Origin of the sequence: Kineosporia succinea (assembly GCF_030811555.1) — a bacterium.
In the GTDB taxonomy this organism is placed as follows: Bacteria; Actinomycetota; Actinomycetes; order Actinomycetales; family Kineosporiaceae; genus Kineosporia; species Kineosporia succinea.
Map to the genome: position 1 here is coordinate 4,041,336 of NZ_JAUSQZ010000001.1, position 23,113 is coordinate 4,064,448.

Below are 23,113 nucleotides of genomic sequence, written 5' to 3' on the forward strand. Positions count from 1 at the left end.
GTGGCCATCACGAGCTCGGACACCAAGCTCCTCCTCGAGTTCATCACCGGGGTGAAGTACCCGGCGGCCAACGACGCCAAGATGCGTATGGGGTCGGCCGAGCTGCGCAACATCGCGAACATGCTGCGGGAGTACGCGCCGCAGATCGAGAAGATGCTGCGCAACGTCCAGGGAAACCTGAAAGGTGAGACCGAGGGCGCCTTCTACGGTTCGGTGGCACCGTACGCCCTGACCGAGCCCAAACTGCTGTACTCGACGGCGGACATGCTCGAGGGTTCGGGGCGCTATCTCGACGAGATGGCCCTGGAGGTCGACTATCTCAAGCGCCTGATGCGCTGGATGATCATCTTCCTGGCCGTGCAGATGGCGATCGCCTACGTCGAGATGCTCTACGACCCGCCGGGCGCGATCGCCCGCATCGTGACCTCCCGTGAGATCGCGAAGCAGTCGGTGCTGCGGGCGGCCACCACGGTCGGCGTGAAGATCACCGCCTCGAGCTTCATCTACGAGGTCGGCACCGGGCTCCTGGCCCAGCTCGAGCAGGTCGCGATGGGCATCCGCCCCGGCGGTCTCGACGGCAAGAAGCTCAGTGACTCCGCGCTGGGCGCCGTGATCAGCACCCTCGTCATCTTCGGCACCGCCTTCCCGGGAGCGAAGTTCCTGGGCGGCGGCGTCAAGAACGTGTTCAAGAACCTGAACATCGATCTCCACAAGGGCAAGAACGAGTTCGTCGCCGACCTGGTCACCGAGTTCCCGGTGGGCATCGGCACCGAGGTCGTGGCCGAACTCATGGCCAACGGCATCCTCAACGGCACCTGGTCGGTCAGTGCCTCGGCCGCGATGTCGGCGATGATCGAGACGGCCGCGACCGGTGGGGCCGGTGCCGCCGGTCTGGCCAGCCTGGCGCTGCTCAACAAGCCGGGCGGTCTGAACAAGCCGAGCTTCCTGTTCGGTGGCGGTGGTGACAAGAACGGTTCTCCGTCGACGGTCAACGGTGACGGCAACACCTCGCCCGACCCGAAAGACACCAAGGGGGGCTACAACCCGGACACCGGCTCGTTGTCGGGTGGGAACAACCTCCCGGTGCCGCCGGTGGTCAACGGGCAGGGTTCCTCGAACAACAATGTCAATGTGACCAACCAGCCGGTGGTTACGGGTGGGCAGTCCGGAAACACCTCGGGCGGCGGTCAGTCCGGCCAGCCCGGTCGTGGAGGCGACGACAACACCGTCGTGTCAACCGGCAGCGGTGACAACAACGTCCTCCATTCTGGTTCGCCCGCACCGACCAGCGGGTCGACCACCGGAACCGGCGGAAATCCGCCGGTCGTGACGAGTTTCGTGAACACTCCGGGGCAGAACGGCCCCGTGACGAGCGGGTCGGGGTCGAACAACCCTGTCAACCCGGCCTCCGGTAGTCAGAACGGTTCGGGCCAGAACGGTTCCGGGCAGAACGGTTCCGGGCAGAACGGTTCGAGCCAGAACGGTTCGGGGACCACGACCGTTCCTGGGCCTGACCTGCTCGGGCCGATCCCCGTGACCGAGAACTCCGTTCTGCCGCCGGTGTTGACCCCCGACGCCACGGGCGGCGGTTCCTGGGCCCTGCCCACCCCGACGCCCACGCCCAGCCCGCTGCCGTTGCCGACGCCCGATCCGATGGTCGACACGACAGGTCCCATCATCACGCCCGACCAGATGCGGGATTCACTGCACGACGAGACGAACACGGTTCTCGCGCAGCACCCCGACGCGTCCGCCGGCGAGATCAAGAACCTGCAGGACCGTCAGAACGAGGCGCTGAAGCAGTACACCACCTGGTACGAGCAGATGGTGAACCGGGACCCCATCTCCTCTTTCAACACCTCGCCACTCACCGATCCGGGTGCGGCGCAGCAGCAGCTCAACCAGTTCATCGTCGACCGCCAGCAGCAGGTGCTCCAGAACCCGGCCCAGAACCTGCCTCTCGGCGGTCACATGGTCGACAGCCAGCAGCTGCAGACCCTGCTGCACCCGGGCCAGACGACTCCGCTTCCGCCCCCGCCCGCATCCACGCCGCTGGTCACGCCGACTCCCGACCCGGCCGGCTGGAACCCGGTGGGCAACAGCTGGGACGGAGCCCTGAAGGCCCTTGGCGACGGCGGCCACGGCACCACGGTGGTCGTGAACGTGCCGACGCCCGACGGTCCCGCCCAGAACCTGACCCTGGTCAACTGGCGCGACCAGACGGTGATCGTCGATCTCCGTCAGCCCGACGTGAACCCTTCCGGTCAGCCGACTTCCACGCCCGTGCAGGTGCGGGGCAACCTGCCGTCGACGCCGCCGGCCGGTGCGCAGATGATCGTGGTCGACTCGTCCGGGAAGGTGCAGCCGATCGCGCCGCCCGCGCCCGACCCCTCGGTCACCCGGGTGCCCCCGGTCGTGCCGACCCTGCACCCCGATCTGCGGGGCCTCGACATCCCGGCGGTCGTGCCGAACCCCTCGGTCGACAGCGTGACGCCCCAGCCGGACCCCGACGTCCAGCCGGAGCCGACGCCGCAGACTCAGCCCCAGCCGGACGCCAATGTCCAGCCGGAGCCGACGCCGCAGACCCAGCCCCAGCCGGACGCAAGCGTTCAGCCGGAGCCGACCCCGCAGGTCCAGACCCAGCCTGCCCCCGAGGTTCAGACCCAGCCTGCCCCGGAGGTCCAGCAAGATTCCGGACCCGAGTCCCCGGTCTCCGACCAGCCGACCCCTCAGCCGGCCAACCAGCCCGCGACGCAACCGGATTCGAGCACCGACAACCAGACCCAGACCGACCAGCAGCAGCTGCAGCCCGACCCCACCCCGGGCAACCCCGGCCCCACCCGCATCGACGACTTCCGTTCCGACCTCGACTCCGCGCTGCGCGACTCCGGTCTGGACAACCCCTCGGTCCTGCGTGACCCCGGCGGCAAGGAAGACCGCGGGGCCGGTTTCGACACCTGGTTCAACCAGCAGGCGCAGCAGGCCAGGACCGACCTGGCCGGCAAGCCCCCGGCCCAGGTCGGCCCGGTGCGGCAGACGGCCGAGGACATCGCCCGCCGTCTGCCCACGACCTCACCGAACAAGGTCCGCAACGACGTCATCCCCATCATCACGTCCCTGCTCATGGACACTCCGCAGACCCCGGAGACCATTCAGCAGATCCGCGATGCCGCGGGCGACCTGATCCACGGGCTGGGCATCGACCCGCCTGGGCTCAAGGGCGGAAACCCGGACTTCGGTGGACCTTCTCAGAACCGCGCCGACGACAGCGACGCGGACTCCGAGAACGACAACGACGCAGACGACAGCGACAACGAAGACGACGTCGTCACCCACGACGACACGGACCTGAACTCCCAGCACGTCCACATCGTCCCCCCGGTCAACGACGGACGCCCGAAGATCCTCGTCGTCATCGACGAGAGCGGCCACGGCCTCGGCGGCGTCCCGGTGTTCAACCTCGAACTCACCAACGGCCTCTCGGGCAACAACGACGTCACCCTGCTGACCGTCGACGCGCATGGTGATTACAACGCCGCTCAGGTGAGTGCCAACCACGGTGATGTCAGTGTGGTGAACGTGCCGCCGAAGCCGGGGGACACCGGCGAGGGGCGCGATCGGCTGATGTCGATCGCGAACGGTGACGCCCCGCCCAAGGGCCTGGGGGAGAAGTACGACCTGGTGCTGGGGCATTCGCGGTTCTCGGGGCCGGCGGCGGACAAGATCCGGGAGAACTTCTATCCGGACGCGAAACTCGTGCATTTCCTGCACACGAGTCCGCTGCGGCTGGATGTGGTGAAGAAGCCGGATCTGGATCCGGCGGACGCGACGGTCGTTCCGCCGCCGGCGGATGCGAAGACGCCGTGGGCCAATGCGTACAACTCTGGTCGTCGTAAGGCGGACATCGACCAGAGCGTGATGGTGAAGTCCGACCTCGTGGTCGGTGTGGGCGAGTTGCTGACCCGTGAAGCCGATCGCCTGAGCAACCGCGATCAGCACGGCCAGTCGCTGCACGCGCTCATTCCGGGTTCGGTGGCGGGTGGTCCGCGCACGCATACGCGTGATCCGGAAAAGCCCATCACTCTGCTGCTCTCGGGGCGGGCGACCGACCCGATCAAGGGTGTCGAGGGGGCGCTGCAGGCCGTCTGGAACCTGCGGCAGCAGCACCTGAACGCCACGGCGAACGCGAACGACCAGGGGCTGCGCAACGGCGACGATGTCGACCTGACCCAGGGCGCCGACGAGTACAACGTGAAGATCATCGTGCGGGGTGGTCCTCCCGGCGTCGATCGCACCACGTTCCTGTTCCCCGAGCCCGACAGTGACTCCGACGGCAGCAACACCCCGACCAGCCCGGTGGACACCCGCTGGAACAACGAGCTTCCTCCGAACGCGACGGACGCGCAGAAGGAGGCCGCCCTTCAGCAGCGGTGGAACAACATCGTGCGCCTCTACGGCGACATGCTGGATCTGCGCGGCTTCACCAAGGACCCCCAGGACCTGGTGAACGACCGGGCCGAGGCCGACGCGATCATCATGCCGTCGCTGCACGAGGGTTTCGGTCTCGTGGCGACCGAGGGCGCGGGCGAGGGCATCCCGGTGCTCGTGAACGCCGAGAGCGGCGCCGGCGATTTCCTGCGGTTCCTCGGGTACGACGACAGCGTGACCGACTCGTCGTCGAACCCGGTGGAGGCCGTGGGTGACTGGGTCGAGGCGATCAAGGACCTGGCGAAGAACATCGACCAGCGCAACGACAAGGCGGCCGAACTGCAGGAGGTCCTGAAGGACTTCTCCTGGAAGGACTCGGCGCAGTCGATGGTCGACGCGGCGATGCAGGCGCCGACCCAGCAGCAGCGTAACGACGGGGCCACCGGCCAGATCACGTTCCAGGGCCCGAACGGGTCGTTGGTCGACCAGACCGCGGACTGGAAATCGACCGATCCGGGCCCGGAGTGGAACGGTCTGGACCCGTACTGGCCGCTCCCGCGCGGTGTTCAGAACGACTCGGGTTTCGACGTCACCGACCTGCGGGACTCCCTCGACGACGCTCTGCACGACTCGGGTCTGGACAACCCGTCGGCGCAGCGCGACCGGGGCGGCAAGAACGACCGGGGCGACTCGTTCGACACCTGGTTCGACCAGCGGTCGCAGCAGGCGAAGGACTACCTGGCGAGCAAACCCACGCCGGAGGTCGGACCGGTACGTCAGCAGGCGGAGGACATCGCCCGTCGTCTGCCCACGACCGCCCCCAACAAGGTGAAGTACGACGTGGTCCCGGTGATCACGGCGATGCTGCTGGACAGTCCGCAGACGCCCGACACGGTCACCGACATCCGCGACGCCGCGAACGAGATGATCCGCGGGCTGGGGATCGACCCGACCAAGCTACGGGGCGGCAACCCGGACTTCGCCGGGCCGTCTCACAGTACTGACGCCGACACCAACACTCACCGCGACGACGACAGCGACGCGGATTCGGAGAACGACAGCGACTCCGACGACGACAGCGACTCCGACAGCGTCGATGACGCGGGCGTGGATCCGCAGCACGTCCACATCGTTCCTCCGGCCAATGACGGACGCCCCAAGATCCTGGTCGTCATCGACGAGAGTGGTCACGGGTTGGGTGGGGTTCCGGTATTCAATCTGGAGCTCACCAACGGTCTTTCGGAGAACAATGACGTCACCCTCCTGACGGTTGACGCGCACGGTGACTACAACGCCGCGCAGGTGAGCGCGAACCACGGTGATGTCAGCGTGGTGAACGTGCCGCCGAAGCCAGGGCAGACGGGCGAGGGGCGCGATCGGCTGATGTCGATCGCGAACGGTGACGCCCCGCCCAAGGGCCTGGGGCAGAAGTACGACCTGGTGCTGGGGCATTCGCGGTTCTCGGGGCCGGCGGCGGACAAGATCCGCGAGAACTTCTATCCGGACGCGAAACTCGTGCACTTCCTGCACACGAGCCCGCTGCGGCTCGATGTGGTGAAGAAGCCGGACCTGGATCCGGCGGACGCGACCGTGGTCCCGCCTCCGGCCGACGCGAAGACGCCGTGGGCCAATGCGTACAACTCGGGTCGTCGTAAGGCGGACATCGACCAGAGCGTCATGGTGAAGTCCGACCTCGTCGTCGGGGTGGGCGAGTTGCTGACTCGTGAAGCCGATCGCCTGAGCAACCGCGATCAGCACGGCCAGTCGCTGCACAACCTGATTCCCGGTTCGGTCGCCGGGGGGCCGCGTACCCACACGCGTGATCCTGAAAAGCCCATCACCCTTCTGCTTTCCGGTCGGGCGACCGACCCGATCAAGGGTGTCGAGGGCGCCCTGAAGGCGGTCTGGAACCTTCGGCAGCAGCAGCTCAACTCCGCGGCCGAGGGCGGTGGTGATCTTTCGCAGGGCGCCGGTGACCACAATGTGAAGATCATCGTGCGTGGTGGTCCGGCGGGCGTGGACCGGAACACGTTCCTGTTCCCCGAGCCCGACAGTGACTCTGACGGCAGCAACACCCCGACCAGTCCGGTGGACACCCGCTGGAACGACGAGCTTCCTCCGAACGCGACGGATGCGCAGAAGGAGGCCGCGCTCAAGCAGCGGTGGAACAACATCGTGCGCCTGTACGGCGACATGCTGGACCTGCGGGGGTTCACGAAGGACCCACAGGACCTGGTGAACGACCGGGCCGAGGCCGACGCGATCATCATGCCCTCGCTGCACGAAGGTTTCGGTCTCGTCGCGACCGAGGGCGCCGGTGAGGGCATCCCGATCCTGGTGAACGGCGAGAGCGGGGCCGGGGACTTCATGCGGTTCCTCGGCTTCGACGACAGCGTGACCGACTCGTCGTCGAACCCGATCGAGGCCGTGGGCGACTGGACCCAGGCGATCCAGGACCTCGCCCGCGACATCGAGCAGCGCAACGACCGGGCGGCCGACCTGCAGGAGATCCTCAAGGACTTCTCCTGGAAGGACGCCGCGCAGTCGATGGTCGACGCGGCGATGCAGGCGCCGACCCAGCAGCAGCGTAACGACGGGGCCACCGGTCAGATCACGTTCCAGGGCCGCAACGGGTCTCTGGTCGACCAGACCGCGGACTGGCAGTCGACGGATCCCGGGCCGGACTGGAACGGCCTCGAGCCCTACTGGCCGCGGCCGAAGGACTCGGCCGACAGTTCCGCGTTCGACGTCACCGATCTCCGCGACGACCTCGACGACGCTCTGGACGACGCGGGTCTGAGCGACCCGGGGAGCTGGCGCGACCCGAAGAGCAAGGACGACCGGGGCGGCAGCTTCGACAGCTGGTTCCGCGACACGTCTCAGCAGGCGAAGGATTACGTCAACAGCAAGCCGATCTCCGAGAGGGGGCCGGCCGAGCAGAACGCTGAGGACATGGCGCGTCGTCTGCCGACGACGGCTCCGTTCCGGGTGCGGCAGGACATCGTGCCGGTGATGGCGGCCATGTTGCTCGACAACCCTGCGGGGCCCGATACCTCGCGTGACGTCTATGCGGCGGCGCAGGAGATCGTCCGGGGTCTGGGGATCGACCCGCCTGGTCTGCGGGGCGGTAATCCGGACTTCGCTGGTCCTTCTCAGGATCGCACCGACGACGGTGACGCGGACTCGGAGAACGACAGCGACTCCGACGACGACAGTGTCGATGACGCGGGCGTGGATCCGCAGCACGTCCATATCGTTCCTCCGGCCAATGATGGACGCCCGAAGGTCCTTGTCGTGATCGATGAGTCCGGTCACGGGCTGGGTGGGGTTCCGGTGTTCAATCTGGAGCTCACCAACGGGCTGTCGGCCGACAATGACGTCACACTGCTGACGGTTGACGCGCACGGTGATTACAACGCCGCGCAGGTGAGTGCCAATCACGGTGATGTCAGCGTGGTGAACGTTCCGCCGAAGCCAGGGCAGACGGGCGAGGGGCGCGATCGGCTGATGTCGATCGCGAACGGTGACGCCCCGCCCAAGGGGCTGGGCAGGAAGTACGACTTCGTGCTGGGGCATTCGCGGTTCTCGGGGCCGGCGGCGGACAAGATCCGCGAGAACTTCTATCCGGAAGCGAAACTCGTGCACTTCCTGCACACGAGCCCGCTGCGGCTGGACGTGGTGAAGAAGCCGGACCTGGATCCGGCGGACGCGACGGTCGTTCCGCCTCCGGCCGACGCGAAGACGCCGTGGGCCAATGCCTACAACTCTGGTCGTCGTAAGGCGGACATCGACCAGAGCGTCATGGTGAAGTCCGACCTGGTCGTGGGGGTCGGTGAGTTGCTGACCCGTGAGGCCGATCGCCTGAGCAACCGCGATCAGCACGGTCAGGCTCTGCACGCCCTGATTCCCGGTTCCGTGGCGGGTGGTCCGCGCACGCACACGCGTGATCCGGAAAAGCCCATCACTCTGCTGCTTTCGGGTCGGGCGACCGACCCGATCAAGGGCGTCGAGGGCGCCCTGAAGGCGGTCTGGAACCTGCGGCAGCAGCAGCTGAACGCCGCGGCCGAGGGCGGTGGTGATCTTTCGCAGGGCGCCGGTGACCACAATGTGAAGATCATCGTGCGTGGTGGTCCGGCGGGCGTGGACCGGAACACGTTCCTGTTCCCCGAGCCCGACAGTGACTCTGACGGCAGCAACACCCCGACCAGTCCGGTGGACACCCGCTGGAACGACGAGCTTCCTCCGAACGCGACGGACGCGCAGAAGGAGGCCGCGCTCAAGCAGCGGTGGAACAACATCGTGCGGTTGTACGGCGACATGCTGGATCTGCGCGGTTTCACGAAGGATCCGCAGGACCTGGTCAATGACCGGGCCGAGGCCGACGCGATCATCATGCCCTCGCTGCACGAGGGTTTCGGCCTGGTGGCCACGGAGGGAGCCGGCGAGGGCATCCCGGTCCTGGTCAATGCCGAGAGCGGCGCGGGCGATTTCCTGCGGTTCCTCGGGTACGACGACAGCGTGACCGACTCGTCGTCCAACCCGATCGAGGCGGTCAGCGACTGGACCGAGGCGATCAAGGATCTGGCCAAGGACCTCGACCGGCGCAACGAGAAGGCAGCGGATCTTCAGGAGGTCCTGAAGGACTTCTCCTGGCGGGATGCGGCCCGGTCGATGATCGACGCCGCGCAGAACGCTCCGTCCGCGCGGGACCGGGCCGATGGCGAGACCGGTCAGATCACCTTCCAGGGGCGCAACGGGTCTCTGGTCGACCAGACCGCGGACTGGCAGGCGACGGATCCCGGGCCGGACTGGAACGGCCTCGACCCCTACTGGCCGCTCCCACGTGGCGTGCAGATGGGGTCGGACTTCGACGTCACCAGTTTCCGGGACGATCTCGACGACGCCCTGGACGACGCCGGCCTGGGAGAGCCGGGCAGTTGGCGCAACCCGATGGGCAAGGACGACCGGGGTGACAGCTTCGACAGCTGGTTCCACGAGACGTCTCAGCAGGCGAAGGATTACGTCAACAGCAAGCCGGTCTCCGAGAGGGGGCCGGCCGAGCAGAACGCCGGGGACATGGCGCGTCGTCTGCCGACGACGGCTCCGTTCCGGGTGCGGCAGGACATCGTGCCGGTGATGGCGGCCATGTTGCTCGACAACCCTGCGGGGCCTGACACCTCGCGGGACGTCTATGCGGCGGCGCAGGAGATGGTCCGGGGTCTGGGGATCGACCCGCCGGGTCTGCGGGGCGGTAATCCGGACTTTGCTGGTCCTTCTCAGGATCGCACCGACGACGGTGACGCGGACTCGGAGAACGACAGCGACTCCGACGACGACAGTGACGACGACAGCGACCATGACAGTGTCGATGACGCGGGCGTGGATCCGCAGCACGTCCACATCGTTCCCCCGGCGAATGATGGACGCCCGAAGATCCTCGTGGTCATCGACGAGAGCGGCCACGGTCTCGGCGGTGTCCCGGTGTTCAACCTCGAACTCACCAACGGCCTGTCCGAGAACAACGACGTCACCCTGCTGACCGTCGATGCGCACGGTGACTACAACGCCGCGCAGGTGAGCGCGAACCACGGTGATGTCAGCGTGGTGAACGTGCCGCCGACGCCCGACCAGGTCAGCAAGAAGGTCGAGGGTCGCGACCGGCTGATGTCGATCGCCGACGGCAAGCCCCCCGCCGGCCTGACGGGTACGTACGACATGGTGCTGGGCCACTCGCGGTTCTCCGGTCCGGCGGCACAGCGGATGCGGGAGAACTGGTTCCCCGACGCGAAACTCGTGCACTTCCTGCACACGAGCCCGCTGCGGCTGGACGTGGTGAAGAAGCCGGACCTGGATCCGGCGGACGCGACCGTGGTCCCGCCTCCGGCCGACGCCAAGACCCCGTGGGCGAACGCGTACAACTCTGGTCGTCGTAAGGCGGACATCGACCAGAGCGTGATGGTCGAGTCCGACCTGGTCGTGGGTGTGGGTGAGCTACTCACCCGTGAGGCCGATCGCCTGAGCAACCGCGATCAGCACGGTCAGGCTCTGCACGCCCTGATTCCCGGTTCGGTCGCGGGTGGTCCGCGCACGCATACGCGTGATCCGGAAAAGCCCATCACTCTGCTGCTTTCGGGTCGGGCGACGGATCCGATCAAGGGCGTCGAGGGTGCGCTGAAGGCGGTCTGGAACCTGCGGCAGCAGCAGCTGAACGCCGCGGCCGAGGGCGGTGGCGACCTCTCGCAGGGCGCCGGCGAGCACAATGTGAAGATCATCGTGCGGGGTGGTCCGGCGGGCGTGGACCGGAACACGTTCCTGTTCCCCGAGCCCGACAGCGATTCTGACGGCAGCAACACCCCGACGAGCCCGGTCGACACCCGTTGGAACGACGAGCTTCCTCCGAACGCGACGGACGCGCAGAAGGAGGCCGCGCTTCAGCAGCGGTGGAACAACATCGTGCGGTTGTACGGTGACATGCTGGATCTGCGCGGTTTCACCAAGGACCCCCAGGACCTGGTCAATGACCGGGCCGAGGCCGACGCGATCATCATGCCCTCGCTGCACGAGGGTTTCGGCCTCGTGGCCACGGAGGGAGCCGGCGAGGGCATCCCGGTCCTGGTCAATGCCGAGAGCGGCGCGGGCGATTTCCTGCGGTTCCTCGGGTACGACGACAGCGTCACGGATTCGTCGTCCAACCCGATCGAGGCGGTCAGCGACTGGACCGAGGCGATCAAGGATCTCGCGAAGGACCTCGATCAGCGCAACGAGAAGGCAGTCGATCTTCAGCAGGTCCTGAAGGACTTCTCCTGGAAGGACGCCGCGCAGTCGATGGTGGACGCGGCGCAGAACGCGCCAACGCGTCAGGAGCGGGCCGACGGCACCAGCGGCCTGATCACGTTCCAGGGCCGCAACGGCTCGCTCGTCGACCAGACCGCCGACTGGAAATCTACTGACCCGGGCCCGGACTGGAACGGTCTCGACCCGTACTGGCCGCTCCCACGCGGCGTGCAGATGAACTCGGGTTTCGACGTCACCGATTTCCGCGACGGTCTCGACGACGCCCTCGACGGCGCCGGCCTGGGAGAGCCGGGCAGCTGGCGCAACCCGATGAGCAAGGACGACCGGGGCGACAGCTTCGACAGCTGGTTCCACGAGACATCGCAGCAGGCTCGCGATTTTCTGGACGACAAGCCACGCGCCGAGGTGGGCCCGGCGCGGCAGAACGCCGAAGACATCGCGCGTCGCCTGCAGACGACGGCCCCGAACCGGGTGCGGCAGGACGTGGTGCCCGTGCTGACCGCGCTGCTGCTGGACAACCCACCCACCCCGGACACGATCCGGGAGGTGCACGACGCCGGCCGGGAGATCATCCGTGGTCTCGGTATCGACCCGCCCGGCCTGCGGGGTGGCAACCCGAACTTCGCGGATCCGACGCAGGATCACGACGCGGACTCCGAGAACGACTCGGACAGCGACTCCGACGACGACAGCGACAGTGACAGCGGCGACGCGGGCATGGATCCGCAGCACGTGCACATCGTTCCTCCGGTGAATGATGGACGTCCGAAGATCCTGGTCGTGATCGACGAGTCGGGTCACGGGCTGGGTGGGGTTCCGGTGTTCAACCTGGAGCTCACGAACGGCCTCGCGTCCGACAATGACGTCACGCTGCTGACGGTCGATGCGCACGGTGATTACAACGCCGCTCAGGTGAGCGCCAACCACGGTGACGTCAGTGTGGTGAACGTCCCGCCGAAGCCGGGGGACACCGGCGAGGGTCGCGACCGGCTGATGTCGATCGCGAACGGTGACGCCCCGCCCCAGGGCTTGGGACAGAAGTACGACCTGGTGCTGGGCCACTCGCGGTTCTCGGGTCCGGCGGCGGACAAGATCCGCGAGAACTTCTATCCGGACGCGAAACTCGTGCACTTCCTGCACACCAGCCCGCTGCGGCTGGACGTGGTGAAGAAGCCGGACCTGGATCCGGCGGACGCGACGGTCGTTCCGCCGCCGGCGGATGCGAAGACGCCGTGGGCCAATGCGTACAACTCTGGTCGTCGTAAGGCGGACATCGATCAGAGCGTGATGGTGAAGTCCGATCTCGTGGTCGGCGTGGGCGAGTTGCTGACCCGTGAAGCCGATCGCCTGAGCAACCGTGATCAGCACGGCCAGTCTCTGCACGCGCTCATTCCGGGTTCGGTGGCGGGTGGTCCGCGCACGCATACGCGTGATCCGGAAAAGCCCATGACTCTGCTGCTTTCGGGGCGGGCGACCGACCCGATCAAGGGCGTCGAGGGTGCGCTGAAGGCGGTCTGGAACCTCCGCCAGCAGCAGCTCAACTCCGCGGCCGAGGGCGGTGGCGACCTCTCGCGGGGAGCTGCTGCGCACAATGTGAAGATCATCGTGCGGGGTGGTCCTCCCGGCGTCGATCGCACCACGTTCCTGTTCCCCGAGCCCGACAGTGACTCCGACGGCAGCAACACCCTGACCAGCCCGGTGGATACGCGCTGGAACGACGAGCTTCCTCCGAACGCGACGGATGCGCAGAAGGAGGCCGCGCTTCAGCAGCGGTGGAACAACATCGTGCGGCTGTACGGCGACATGCTGGATCTGCGCGGTTTCACCAAGGATCCGCGGGATCTGGTGAATGACCGCGCGGAGGCGGACGCGATCATCATGCCGTCGCTGCACGAGGGTTTCGGCCTGGTGGCGACGGAGGGCGCGGGCGAGGGCATTCCGGTGCTCGTCAACGGCGAGAGCGGGGCCGGGGACTTCCTGCGGTTCCTGGGTTATGACGACAGCGTCGCGGACTCCTCGTCCAACCCGATCGAGGCCGTCGGCGACTGGACCGACGCGATCAAGAAGCTGGCGCAGGACATCGACCAGCGCGACGAGAAGGCCGCCGAGCTCCAGGAGGTCCTGAAGGACTACACCTGGCGAGACTCCGCCCGTTCCCTGGTCGACGCCGCCCTGCAGGCCCCGACCCGGCAGGAGCGCGCCGACGGGGCGACCGGCCAGATCACGTTCCAGGGCGGCAACGGCTCGCTGGTCGACCAGACCGCGACCTGGCAGTCGACCGACCCGGGGCCGAACTGGAACGGCCTCGACCCGTACTGGCCGGTGCCGAAGGACTCGGGGGAGAACTCCGCGTTCGACGTCACCGATCTCCGCGACGGTCTCGACGACGCCCTGGACGGTGCCGGCCTGGGAGAGCCGGGCAGCTGGCGCAACCCGATGAGCAAGGACGACCGGGGAGAGAGCTTCGACAGCTGGTTCCACGAGACGTCGCAGCAGGCCAAGAATTACGTCGACAGCAAGCCACGGGCGGAGAGCGGCCCGGCGCGGCAGAACGCCGAGGACATCGCGCGTCGCCTGCCGACGACGGCTCCGAACCGGGTGCGGCAGGACATCGTTCCGGTCATGACGGCCATGCTGCTCGACAACCCGGCCGGACCGGACACCACGAGGGAAGTGCAGGACGCCGCCCGGGAGATGATCCGCGGGCTCGGGATCGATCCGCCCGGTCTGCGGGGAGGTAACCCGAACTTCGCGGATCCGGCTCAGCAGCACGACGACAGCGATGCGGATTCCGAGAACGATTCGGACGACAGCGATTCGGACGACGGCCACCACGATGGCGCGGACGTGGATCCGCAGCACGTTCACATCGTTCCTCCGGCCAATGATGGACGCCCGAAGATCCTGGTCGTGATCGACGAGTCCGGTCACGGGCTGGGTGGGGTTCCGGTGTTCAACCTGGAGCTCACCAACGGCCTCGCCGCCGACAATGACGTCACGCTGCTGACGGTCGATGCGCACGGTGACTACAACGCCGCTCGGGTCAGTGCGACGCACGGTGACGTGAGCGTGGTCAACGTCCCGCCCTCGCCGGGCCAGACCGGTGAGGGTCGCGACCGCCTGATGGCGATCGCGAACGGGGATGCCCCGCCGAAGGGGTTGGGCGACCAGTACGACATGGTGCTGGGCCACTCCCGTTTCTCCGGGCCGGCAGCGGACAAGATCCGCGAGAACTTCTACCCCGACGCCAAACTCGTGCACTTCCTGCACACGAGCCCGCTGCGGCTCGATGTGGTGAAGAGGCCGGACCTCAATCCGGAGGACGCGACGGTCGTTCCCCCGCCCGCCGACGCGAAAACGCCGTGGGCCAACGCGTACAACTCCGGACGTCGTAAGGCTGATATCGACCAGAGCGTCATGATCAAGTCCGACCTCGTCGTCGGTGTGGGGGAGCTGCTGACCCGGGAGGCCGACCGCCTGAGCAACCGCGACCAGCACGGCCAGGCACTCCACGCACTCATTCCGGGGTCCGTGGCCGGCAATCCGCGCACGCACACGCGTGACCCGGAAAAACCCATCACCCTTCTGCTTTCGGGGCGGGCGACGGATCCGATCAAGGGTGTCGAGGGTGCGCTGAAGGCGGTCTGGAACCTCCGTCAGCAGCAGTTGAACGCCGCGGCCGAAGGTGGCGGTGACCTGTCGCGGGGTGCCGACGAGCACAATGTGAAGATCATCGTGCGCGGTGGTCCGGCCGGTGTGGACCGGAACACGTTCCTGTTCCCCGAGCCCGACAGCGATTCCGACGGCAGCAACACCCCGACCAGTCCGGTGGACACCCGCTGGAACGACGAGCTTCCGGCCAACGCGACGGACGCTCAGAAGGAAGCGGCTCTTCAGCAGCGGTGGAACAACATCGTGCGCCTGTACGGCGACATGCTGGATCTGCGCGGTTTCACCAAGGACCCCCAGGATCTGGTGAATGACCGCGCCGAGGCCGACGCGATCATCATGCCGTCGCTGCACGAGGGCTTCGGCCTGGTGGCGACGGAAGGTGCTGGTGAGGGTATTCCGGTGCTCGTCAATGCCGAGAGCGGTGCGGGAGACTTCCTGCGGTTCCTGGGCTTTGACGAGAGTGTGGCTGATTCGTCGTCGAATCCGATCGAGGCGGTGAGCGACTGGACCCAGGCGATCAAGGACCTGGCGCGGGATCTCAACGAGCGCAACGAGAAGGCCGCGGACCTGCAGGAGGTCTTGAAGGACTTCTCCTGGCGGGACGCCGCGCGTTCGATGGTGGACGCGGCGCAGAATGCTCCGTCGGCCGAGGATCGTGCCGATGGTGAGAAGGGTCTGATCACGTTCCAGGGGGCCAATGGTTCGCTGGTCGATCAGACGGCCGATTGGAAGTCGACGGATCCGGGTCCGGACTGGAACGGTCTGGATCCGTACTGGCCGTTGCCGCGCGGTGTTCAGATCGATACGAGTTTCGGCGCCACTCATTTCCGCGACGGTCTTGACGACGCTCTGAGGGGCGCCGGTCTGGGGAACCCGGACAGCTGGCGCAACCCCCTGAGCAAGGACGACCGGGGTGACAGCTTCGATACGTGGTTCCACGAGACGTCACAGCAGGCCAAGGAATTCCTCGACGGCAAGCCGGTGGCCGAGAAGGGCCCGGCGCGTCAGAACGCGGAGGACATCGCGCGTCGCCTGCCGACGACGGCTCCGAACCGGGTGAAGCAAGACGTGGTCCCGGTCCTGACGGCTCTGTTGCTGAACAACCCGCCGGGGCCCGACACCACGACGCAGGTTCAGGACGCGGGTCGGGAGATGATCCGCGGTCTGGGGATCGATCCTCCGGGGCTGCGGGGCGGTAATCCGAACTTCGCGGATCCGCAGCACGACAACAGCGACGCCGATTCCGAGAACGAGTCGGACGACGGGTACGACGGCGACGATGACGCGGGTCTGGATCCGCAGCACGTTCGCATCGTTCCGCCGGCCAATGACGGACGTCCGAAGATCCTGGTCGTGATCGACGAGTCGGGTCACGGGCTGGGCGGGGTTCCGGTGTTCAACCTGGAGCTGACGCGGGGTCTTTCGGAGAACAACGACGTCACGTTGCTGACGGTCGACGCCCATGGCGACTACCGCGCCGCCGATGTGAGTGCGGCGCATGGTGGCGTGAGCGTGGTGAACGTTCCGCCGACCTCCGAGCAGGTGGCCCATGGGGTCGAGGGCCGCGACCGGCTGACGACGATCGCGAACGGGGACGCCCCGCCCAAGGGCTTGGGGCAGAAGTACGACCTGGTGCTGGGCCACTCCCGGTTCTCGGGTCCGGCCGCTGACCGCATTCGTGAGAACTTTTATCCGGACGCGAAACTCGTGCACTTCCTGCATACGAGCCCGTTGCGGCTGGATGTGGTGAAGAGGCCGGATCTGGATCCGGCGGACGCGACCGTGGTTCCGCCTCCGGCCGACGCGAAGACGCCGTGGGCGAAGGCGTACAACTCGGGTCGTCGTAAGGCGGACATCGACCAGAGCGTGATGGTCAAGGCGGACCTCGTCGTCGGGGTGGGCGAGCTGCTGACGCGTGAGGCCGATCGTCTGGCGAAGCGGGACGAGAACGGCCAGGCCCTGCACGCCCTGATTCCGGGTTCGGTGGCGGGTGACCCACGCAGTCATACCCGTGACCCGGAAAAGCCGATCACTCTGCTGCTGTCAGGGCGGGCGACGGACCCGATCAAGGGCGTCGAGGGTGCTCTGAAGGCGGTCTGGAACCTCCGTCAGCAGCAGCTGAACTCAGCCGCCGAGAGCGGCGGCGGTGACCTGTCGCGAGCCGCCGACGAGCACAATGTGAAGATCATCGTTCGCGGTGGTCCGGCCGGTGTGGACCGGAACACGTTCTTGTTCCCGGAGCCGGACAGTGATTCCGACAGCAGTGCGCCGAGCAGTCCCGTGGACACACGGTGGAACGACGAGCTGCCGGCGAATGCCACGGATGCGCAGAAGGAAGCGGCGCTGAGGCAGCGCTGGAACAACATCGTGCGGTTGTACGGCGACATGCTCGACCTGCGCGGTTTCACGAAGGACCCGCAGGACCTGGTCAATGACCGCGCCGAGGCCGACGCCATCATCATGCCCTCGCTGCACGAGGGCTTCGGTCTCGTGGCGACCGAGGGCGCTGGTGAGGGTATTCCGGTGCTCGTCAATGCCGAGAGCGGTGCGGGAGACTTCCTGCGGTTCCTGGGGTACGACGACAGCGTGGCGGATTCGTCGTCGAATCCGGTGGAGGCGGTGGGTGACTGGACCCAGGCGATCAAGGACCTGGCCCGTGACATCGAGCAGCGCAACGAGAAGGCCGCGGACCTGCAGGAGGTCTTGAAGGACTTCTCCTGGAAGGACGCCGCCGAGGCGATGGTGGACGCGGCGCAGAATGCTCCGTCGGCCGAGGATCGCGCCGATGGTGAGAAGGGTCTGATCACGTTCCAGGGGGCCAATGGTTCGCTGGTCGATCAGACGGCCGATTGGAAGTCGACCGACCCCGGCCCGGACTGGAACGGTCTGGATCCGTACTGGCCGTTGCCGCGCGGTGTTCAGATCGGGTCGGAGTTCGGCATCGCCGGCTTCCGCGATGGCCTCGACGACGCGCTCGACGTCGCCGGCCTGGGTGACCCGGGCAGCTGGCGTAACCCGATGGACAAGAACGACCAGGGGCAGAGTTTCGACGGCTGGTTCCACGAGACGTCGCAGCAGGCCAAGGATTTCCTCGACGGCAAACCGATTGCCGAGAAGGGCCCGGCGTGGCAGAACGCCGAGGACATCGCGCGTCGTCTCCGGACGACGGCGCCGAACCGGTTGAAGCAAGACATCCTTCCGGTGATGACCGCCCTGCTGCTCGAGAATCCGCAGGGCCCGGACATCTCACGCGAGGTGCAGGACGCGGGCCGGGAGATGATCCGGGGTCTGGGTATCGATCCGCCGGGTCTGCGAGGCGGCAACCCGGACTTCGGTGGTCCGTCCCAGCATCGCGACGACAGCGACAGTGACGCGGATTCCGAGAACGAGTCGGACAACGGGTACGACACTGACGATGACGCGGGTGTGGATCCGCAGCACGTGCACATCGTTCCTCCGGTGAATGATGGACGTCCGAAGATCCTGGTCGTGATCGACGAGTCGGGTCACGGGCTGGGTGGGGTTCCGGTGTTCAACCTGGAGCTCACGAACGGCCTCGCGTCCGACAATGACGTCACGCTGCTGACGGTCGATGCGCACGGTGATTACAACGCCGCTCAGGTGAGCGCCAACCACGGTGACGTCAGCGTGGTGAACGTCCCGCCGAAGCCGGGGGACACCGGCGAGGGCCGCGATCGCCTGATGTCGATCGCGAACGGTGACGCCCCGCCCCAGGGCTTGGGGCAGAAGTACGACCTGGTGCTGGGCCACTCGCGGTTCTCGGGTCCGGCGGCGGACAAGATCCGGGAGAACTTCTACCCGGACGCGAAACTCGTGCACTTCCTGCACACCAGCCCGCTGCGGCTGGACGTGGTGAAGAAGCCGGACCTGGATCGGGCGGACGCGACGGTCGTTCCCCCGCCGGCGGACGCGAAGACCCCGTGGGCGAAGGCGTACAACTCTGGTCGTCGTAAGGCGGACATCGATCAGAGCGTGATGGTGAAGTCCGATCTCGTGGTCGGCGTGGGTGAGCTGCTGACCCGTGAGGCCGATCGTCTGGCGAAGCGGGACGAGAACGGCCAGGCCCTGCACGCGCTGATTCCGGGTTCGGTGGCCGGCGGTCCGCGTACGCATACGCGTGATCCGGAAAAGCCCATCACTCTGCTGCTTTCGGGTCGGGCGACGGATCCGATCAAGGGTGTCGAGGGTGCGCTGAAGGCGGTCTGGAACCTCCGGCAGCAGCAACTGAACGCGGCGGCCGAGACGGGTGACGGCGACTTCTCCCGGGGTGCCGGCGAGCACAATGTGAAGATCATCGTGCGCGGTGGGCCCGCGGGCGTGGACCGGAACACGTTCTTGTTCCCGGAGCCGGACAGTGATTCCGACAGCAGTGCGCCGAGCAGTCCCGTGGACACGCGGTGGAACGACGAGCTGCCCGCGGACGCGACGGATGCGCAGAAGGACGCCGCGCTCAGGCAGCGCTGGAACAACATTGTTCGGCTGTACGGCGACATGCTCGACCTGCGCGGTTTCACGAAGGATCCGCAGGATCTGGTCAATGACCGCGCCGAGGCCGACGCCATCATCATGCCCTCGCTGCACGAGGGCTTCGGTCTCGTGGCGACCGAGGGCGCTGGTGAGGGTATCCCGGTGCTCGTCAATGCCGAGAGCGGTGCGGGAGACTTCCTGCGGTTCCTGGGCTTTGACGAGAGTGTGGCTGATTCGTCGTCGAATCCGATCGAGGCGGTGAGCGACTGGACCCAGGCGATCAAGGACCTGGCGCGGGATCTCAACGAGCGCAACGAGAAGGCCGCAGAGCTGCAGGATGTCCTGAGGGACTTCTCCTGGCGGGACGCCGCGCGTTCGATGGTGGACGCGGCGCAGAATGCTCCGTCGGCCGAGGATCGTGCCGATGGTGAGAAGGGTCTGATCACGTTCCAGGGGGCCAATGGTTCGCTGGTCGATCAGACGGCGGACTGGAAGTCGACGGATCCGGGTCCGGACTGGAACGGTCTGGATCCGTACTGGCCGTTGCCGCGCGGTGTTCAGATCGGGTCGGAGTTCGGCATCGCCGGCTTCCGCGAGGGCCTCGACAACGCGCTCGACGTCGCCGGCCTGGGTGATCGCTCGGTGTTGCGTGACCCGATGAGCAAGCAGGATCGGGGCGGGAGCTTCGATCGGTGGTTCGCGAACCAGCTGGATCAGGCCCGGGAGTTCCTGGACGACAAGCCGCGGGGACGGGTCAACGAGGCGAGGGCCAACGCGGAGAGCCTGACGCGAAACCTGCCGACAACGGCGCCGAACCGGGTGCGGCAAGATGTCGTTCCGGTGCTCACGGCCGTGTTGCTGGACACGCCGCTGACGCCCGACACCGCGGTCTCGGTGCGGGATGCGGCCGAGCAGATGATCCGTGGTCTGGGGATTCGCACAACGCCCGGACTGGGCGGGAACCCGGACTTCGGCGGTCCCTCGCAGCACCTCGACGACAGTGACGCGGACTCCGAGAACGAGTCGGCCGACGACCACGACAGCGACGACGATGATGCGGGCGTGGATCCGCAGCACGTCCACATCGTTCCGCCGTCGAACGACGGACGCCCGAAGATCCTGGTCGTGATCGACGAGAGTGGTCACGGGCTGGGGGGTGTCCCGGTCTTCAACCTGGAGCTCACCAACGGGCTGGCCAAGGAGAACGACGTCACCCTGCTGACGGTCGACGCCCACGGTGACTACGACGCGGCCCGGGTGAGCGCGGCGCACGGCAACGTGAGTGTGGTGAACGTGCCGCCGGCCCCGGGGCAGAAGGGGGAGGGGCGCGATCGGCTGATGGCGATCGCGAACGCCGACAGTCTCCCCGACGGGCTGGGCCACGACTTCGACATGGTGCTGGGGCATTCCCGGTTCTCCGGGCCGGCCGCCGACCGGATCCGGGACAGCTTCTTCCCCGATGCCAAGCTGGTGCACTTCCTGCACACGAGTCCGTTGCGGCTCGATGTGGTGAAGAAGCCCGACCTGGACCCGGCGGACGCGAAGGTCGTCCCACCGCCTGCTGACGCCGAGACACCCTGGAGCAAGGCGTACAACTCGGGTCGTCGCAAGGCGGACATCGACCAGAGCGTGATGGTCAAGTCCGACCTGATCGTGGGGGTCGGCGAACTGCTGACCCGCGAGGCCGACCGGCTGGCCAACCGTTCCCAGAACGGCCAGTCGCTGCACGCCCTGATCCCGGGGGCCGTGTCGGGCGCTCCGCGCGTGCGCACCCGTGATCCCGAGAAGCCCATCACCCTGCTGCTCTCAGGTCGGGCGACGGACCCGATCAAGGGGGTCGAGGGGGCGCTGAAGGCGGTCTGGAACCTCCGTCAGCAGCAGCTGAACGCGGCGGCCGAGGGAGACGGTGACCTGTCGCGGGGTGCGGCCGAGCACAACGTGAAGATCATCGTTCGCGGTGGGCCCGCGGGCGTGGACCGGACCACGTTCCTGTTCCCGGAGCCGGACAGCGATTCCGACAGCAGTGCGCCGAGCAGTCCGGTCGACACGCGCTGGAACGACGAGCTCCCGGCGAACGCGACGGACGCGCAGAAGGACGCCGCGCTCAGGCAGCGGTGGAACAACATCGTGCGGTTGTACGGCGACATGCTGGATCTGCGGGGGTTCACGAAGGACCCGCAGGATCTGGTGAACGACCGGGCCGAGGCGGACGCGATCATCATGCCGTCGCTGCACGAGGGCTTCGGCCTGGTCGCGACCGAGGGCGCCGGTGAGGGTATTCCGGTGCTGGTCAACAGTGAGAGCGGTGCCGCGGACTTCCTGAACTTCCTCGGGCACTCCGACAGCGTGGCGCAGTCGTCGTCCAACCCGATCGACGCGGTGAGCGACTGGGGCGACGCGATCAAGAAGCTCGCCCAGGACATCGAGCGCCGGGAGTTCAAGGCCGAGAAGCTGCAGAAGGTTCTGCGCGACTTCTCCTGGGACCACGCCGCCCAGGCGCTGGTGCAGGCGGCGAACGAGGCTCCCTCGCCGCAGGAGCGGGCCGCCGGGGCGAGCGGCCAGGTCACCGTGCAGGGGCGGGGCGGCGAGATCGTCGACCGGAGTGACGACTGGGAGACGGTCGACCCCGGCCCGGAGTGGAACGGTCTCGAACCGTACTGGCCGCTGCCGCAGGAGGCGCAGCAGAACGTCGACTTCGGGATCCGGGCCTTCGGCGGCGATCTGGGCAGCGCCCTGCGCGACGCCGGCATGAGCGACCGCGCGACCCTGCGCGACCGCCGGGACCGCACCGAAGCGGGCGCCCGCTTCGACCGCTGGTTCGCGCAGCAGCTGGAGCGGGCCGAGACCTACCTCGACCGCGAGTCCGAGCAGGACGTCCGGCAGACCCGGGCCCTGGCGGAGGACATCGCGCGCCGCCTGCCGACCACGGCTCCGAACCGCGTGAATCAGGTCGTCGTCCCGATGATGACGGCTCTGCTGCTGGACAACCCCCAGAACCCCGACAACACCGCTCTCGTACGGGATGCGGCCGTGGAGATGATCCGGGGACTCGGGATCCGCGAAACGCCCGGCCGGGGTGGCAACCCGGACTTCGGCGGCCCTTCGCAGCACCGCGACGACAGTGACGCGGATTCCGAGAACGAGTCGGACGCAGACCCCGACGGTGCCGACGACGACGCGGGCCTGAATTCACAGCACGTGCACATCGTTCCGCCGTCGAATGACGGACGCCCGAAGATCCTGGTCGTGATCGACGAGTCCGGTCACGGGCTGGGTGGCGTACCGGTCTTCAACCTGGAGCTCACGAACGGCCTCTCGGCCGACAACGACGTGACCCTCCTGACGGTCGACGCGCACGGTGACTACAACGCCGCTCAGGTGAGCGCCAACCACGGTGACGTGAGTGTCGTGAACGTCCCGCCGAACCCGGGTCAGGGCGGCGAGGGCCGGGACCGTCTGATGGCGGTCGCGAACGGCAAGCCCCCGGCCGGTCTGACGGGCACGTACGACATGGTGCTGGGGCACTCCCGGTTCTCGGGGCCGGCGGCTCAGCGGATGCGGGAGAACTGGTTCCCCGAGGCCAAGCTCGTGCACTTCCTGCACACCAGCCCACTGCGGCTGGACGTGGTCAAGAACCCGGACCTGAACCCCGACGACGCGACGGTGGTCCCGCCGCCGGCGGACGCGAACACGCCCTGGAGCAGGGCGTACACCTCGGGTCGGCGCAAGG

The 23,113-nt window shown here is 67.4% G+C and carries 1 protein-coding gene (running past one end of the window); it reads left to right on the top strand.

From position 1 onward, the window contains the following. A protein-coding gene (locus J2S57_RS17665; RefSeq protein ID WP_307244266.1) for a hypothetical protein crosses the window boundary here: on the top strand, window positions 1–23,113 show its 5' portion. Its footprint extends 17,069 nt past the window's final position; the window shows 23,113 of its 40,182 coding nt (coding positions 1–23,113); it begins with the start codon at window positions 1–3; its stop codon lies beyond the right edge, outside the window.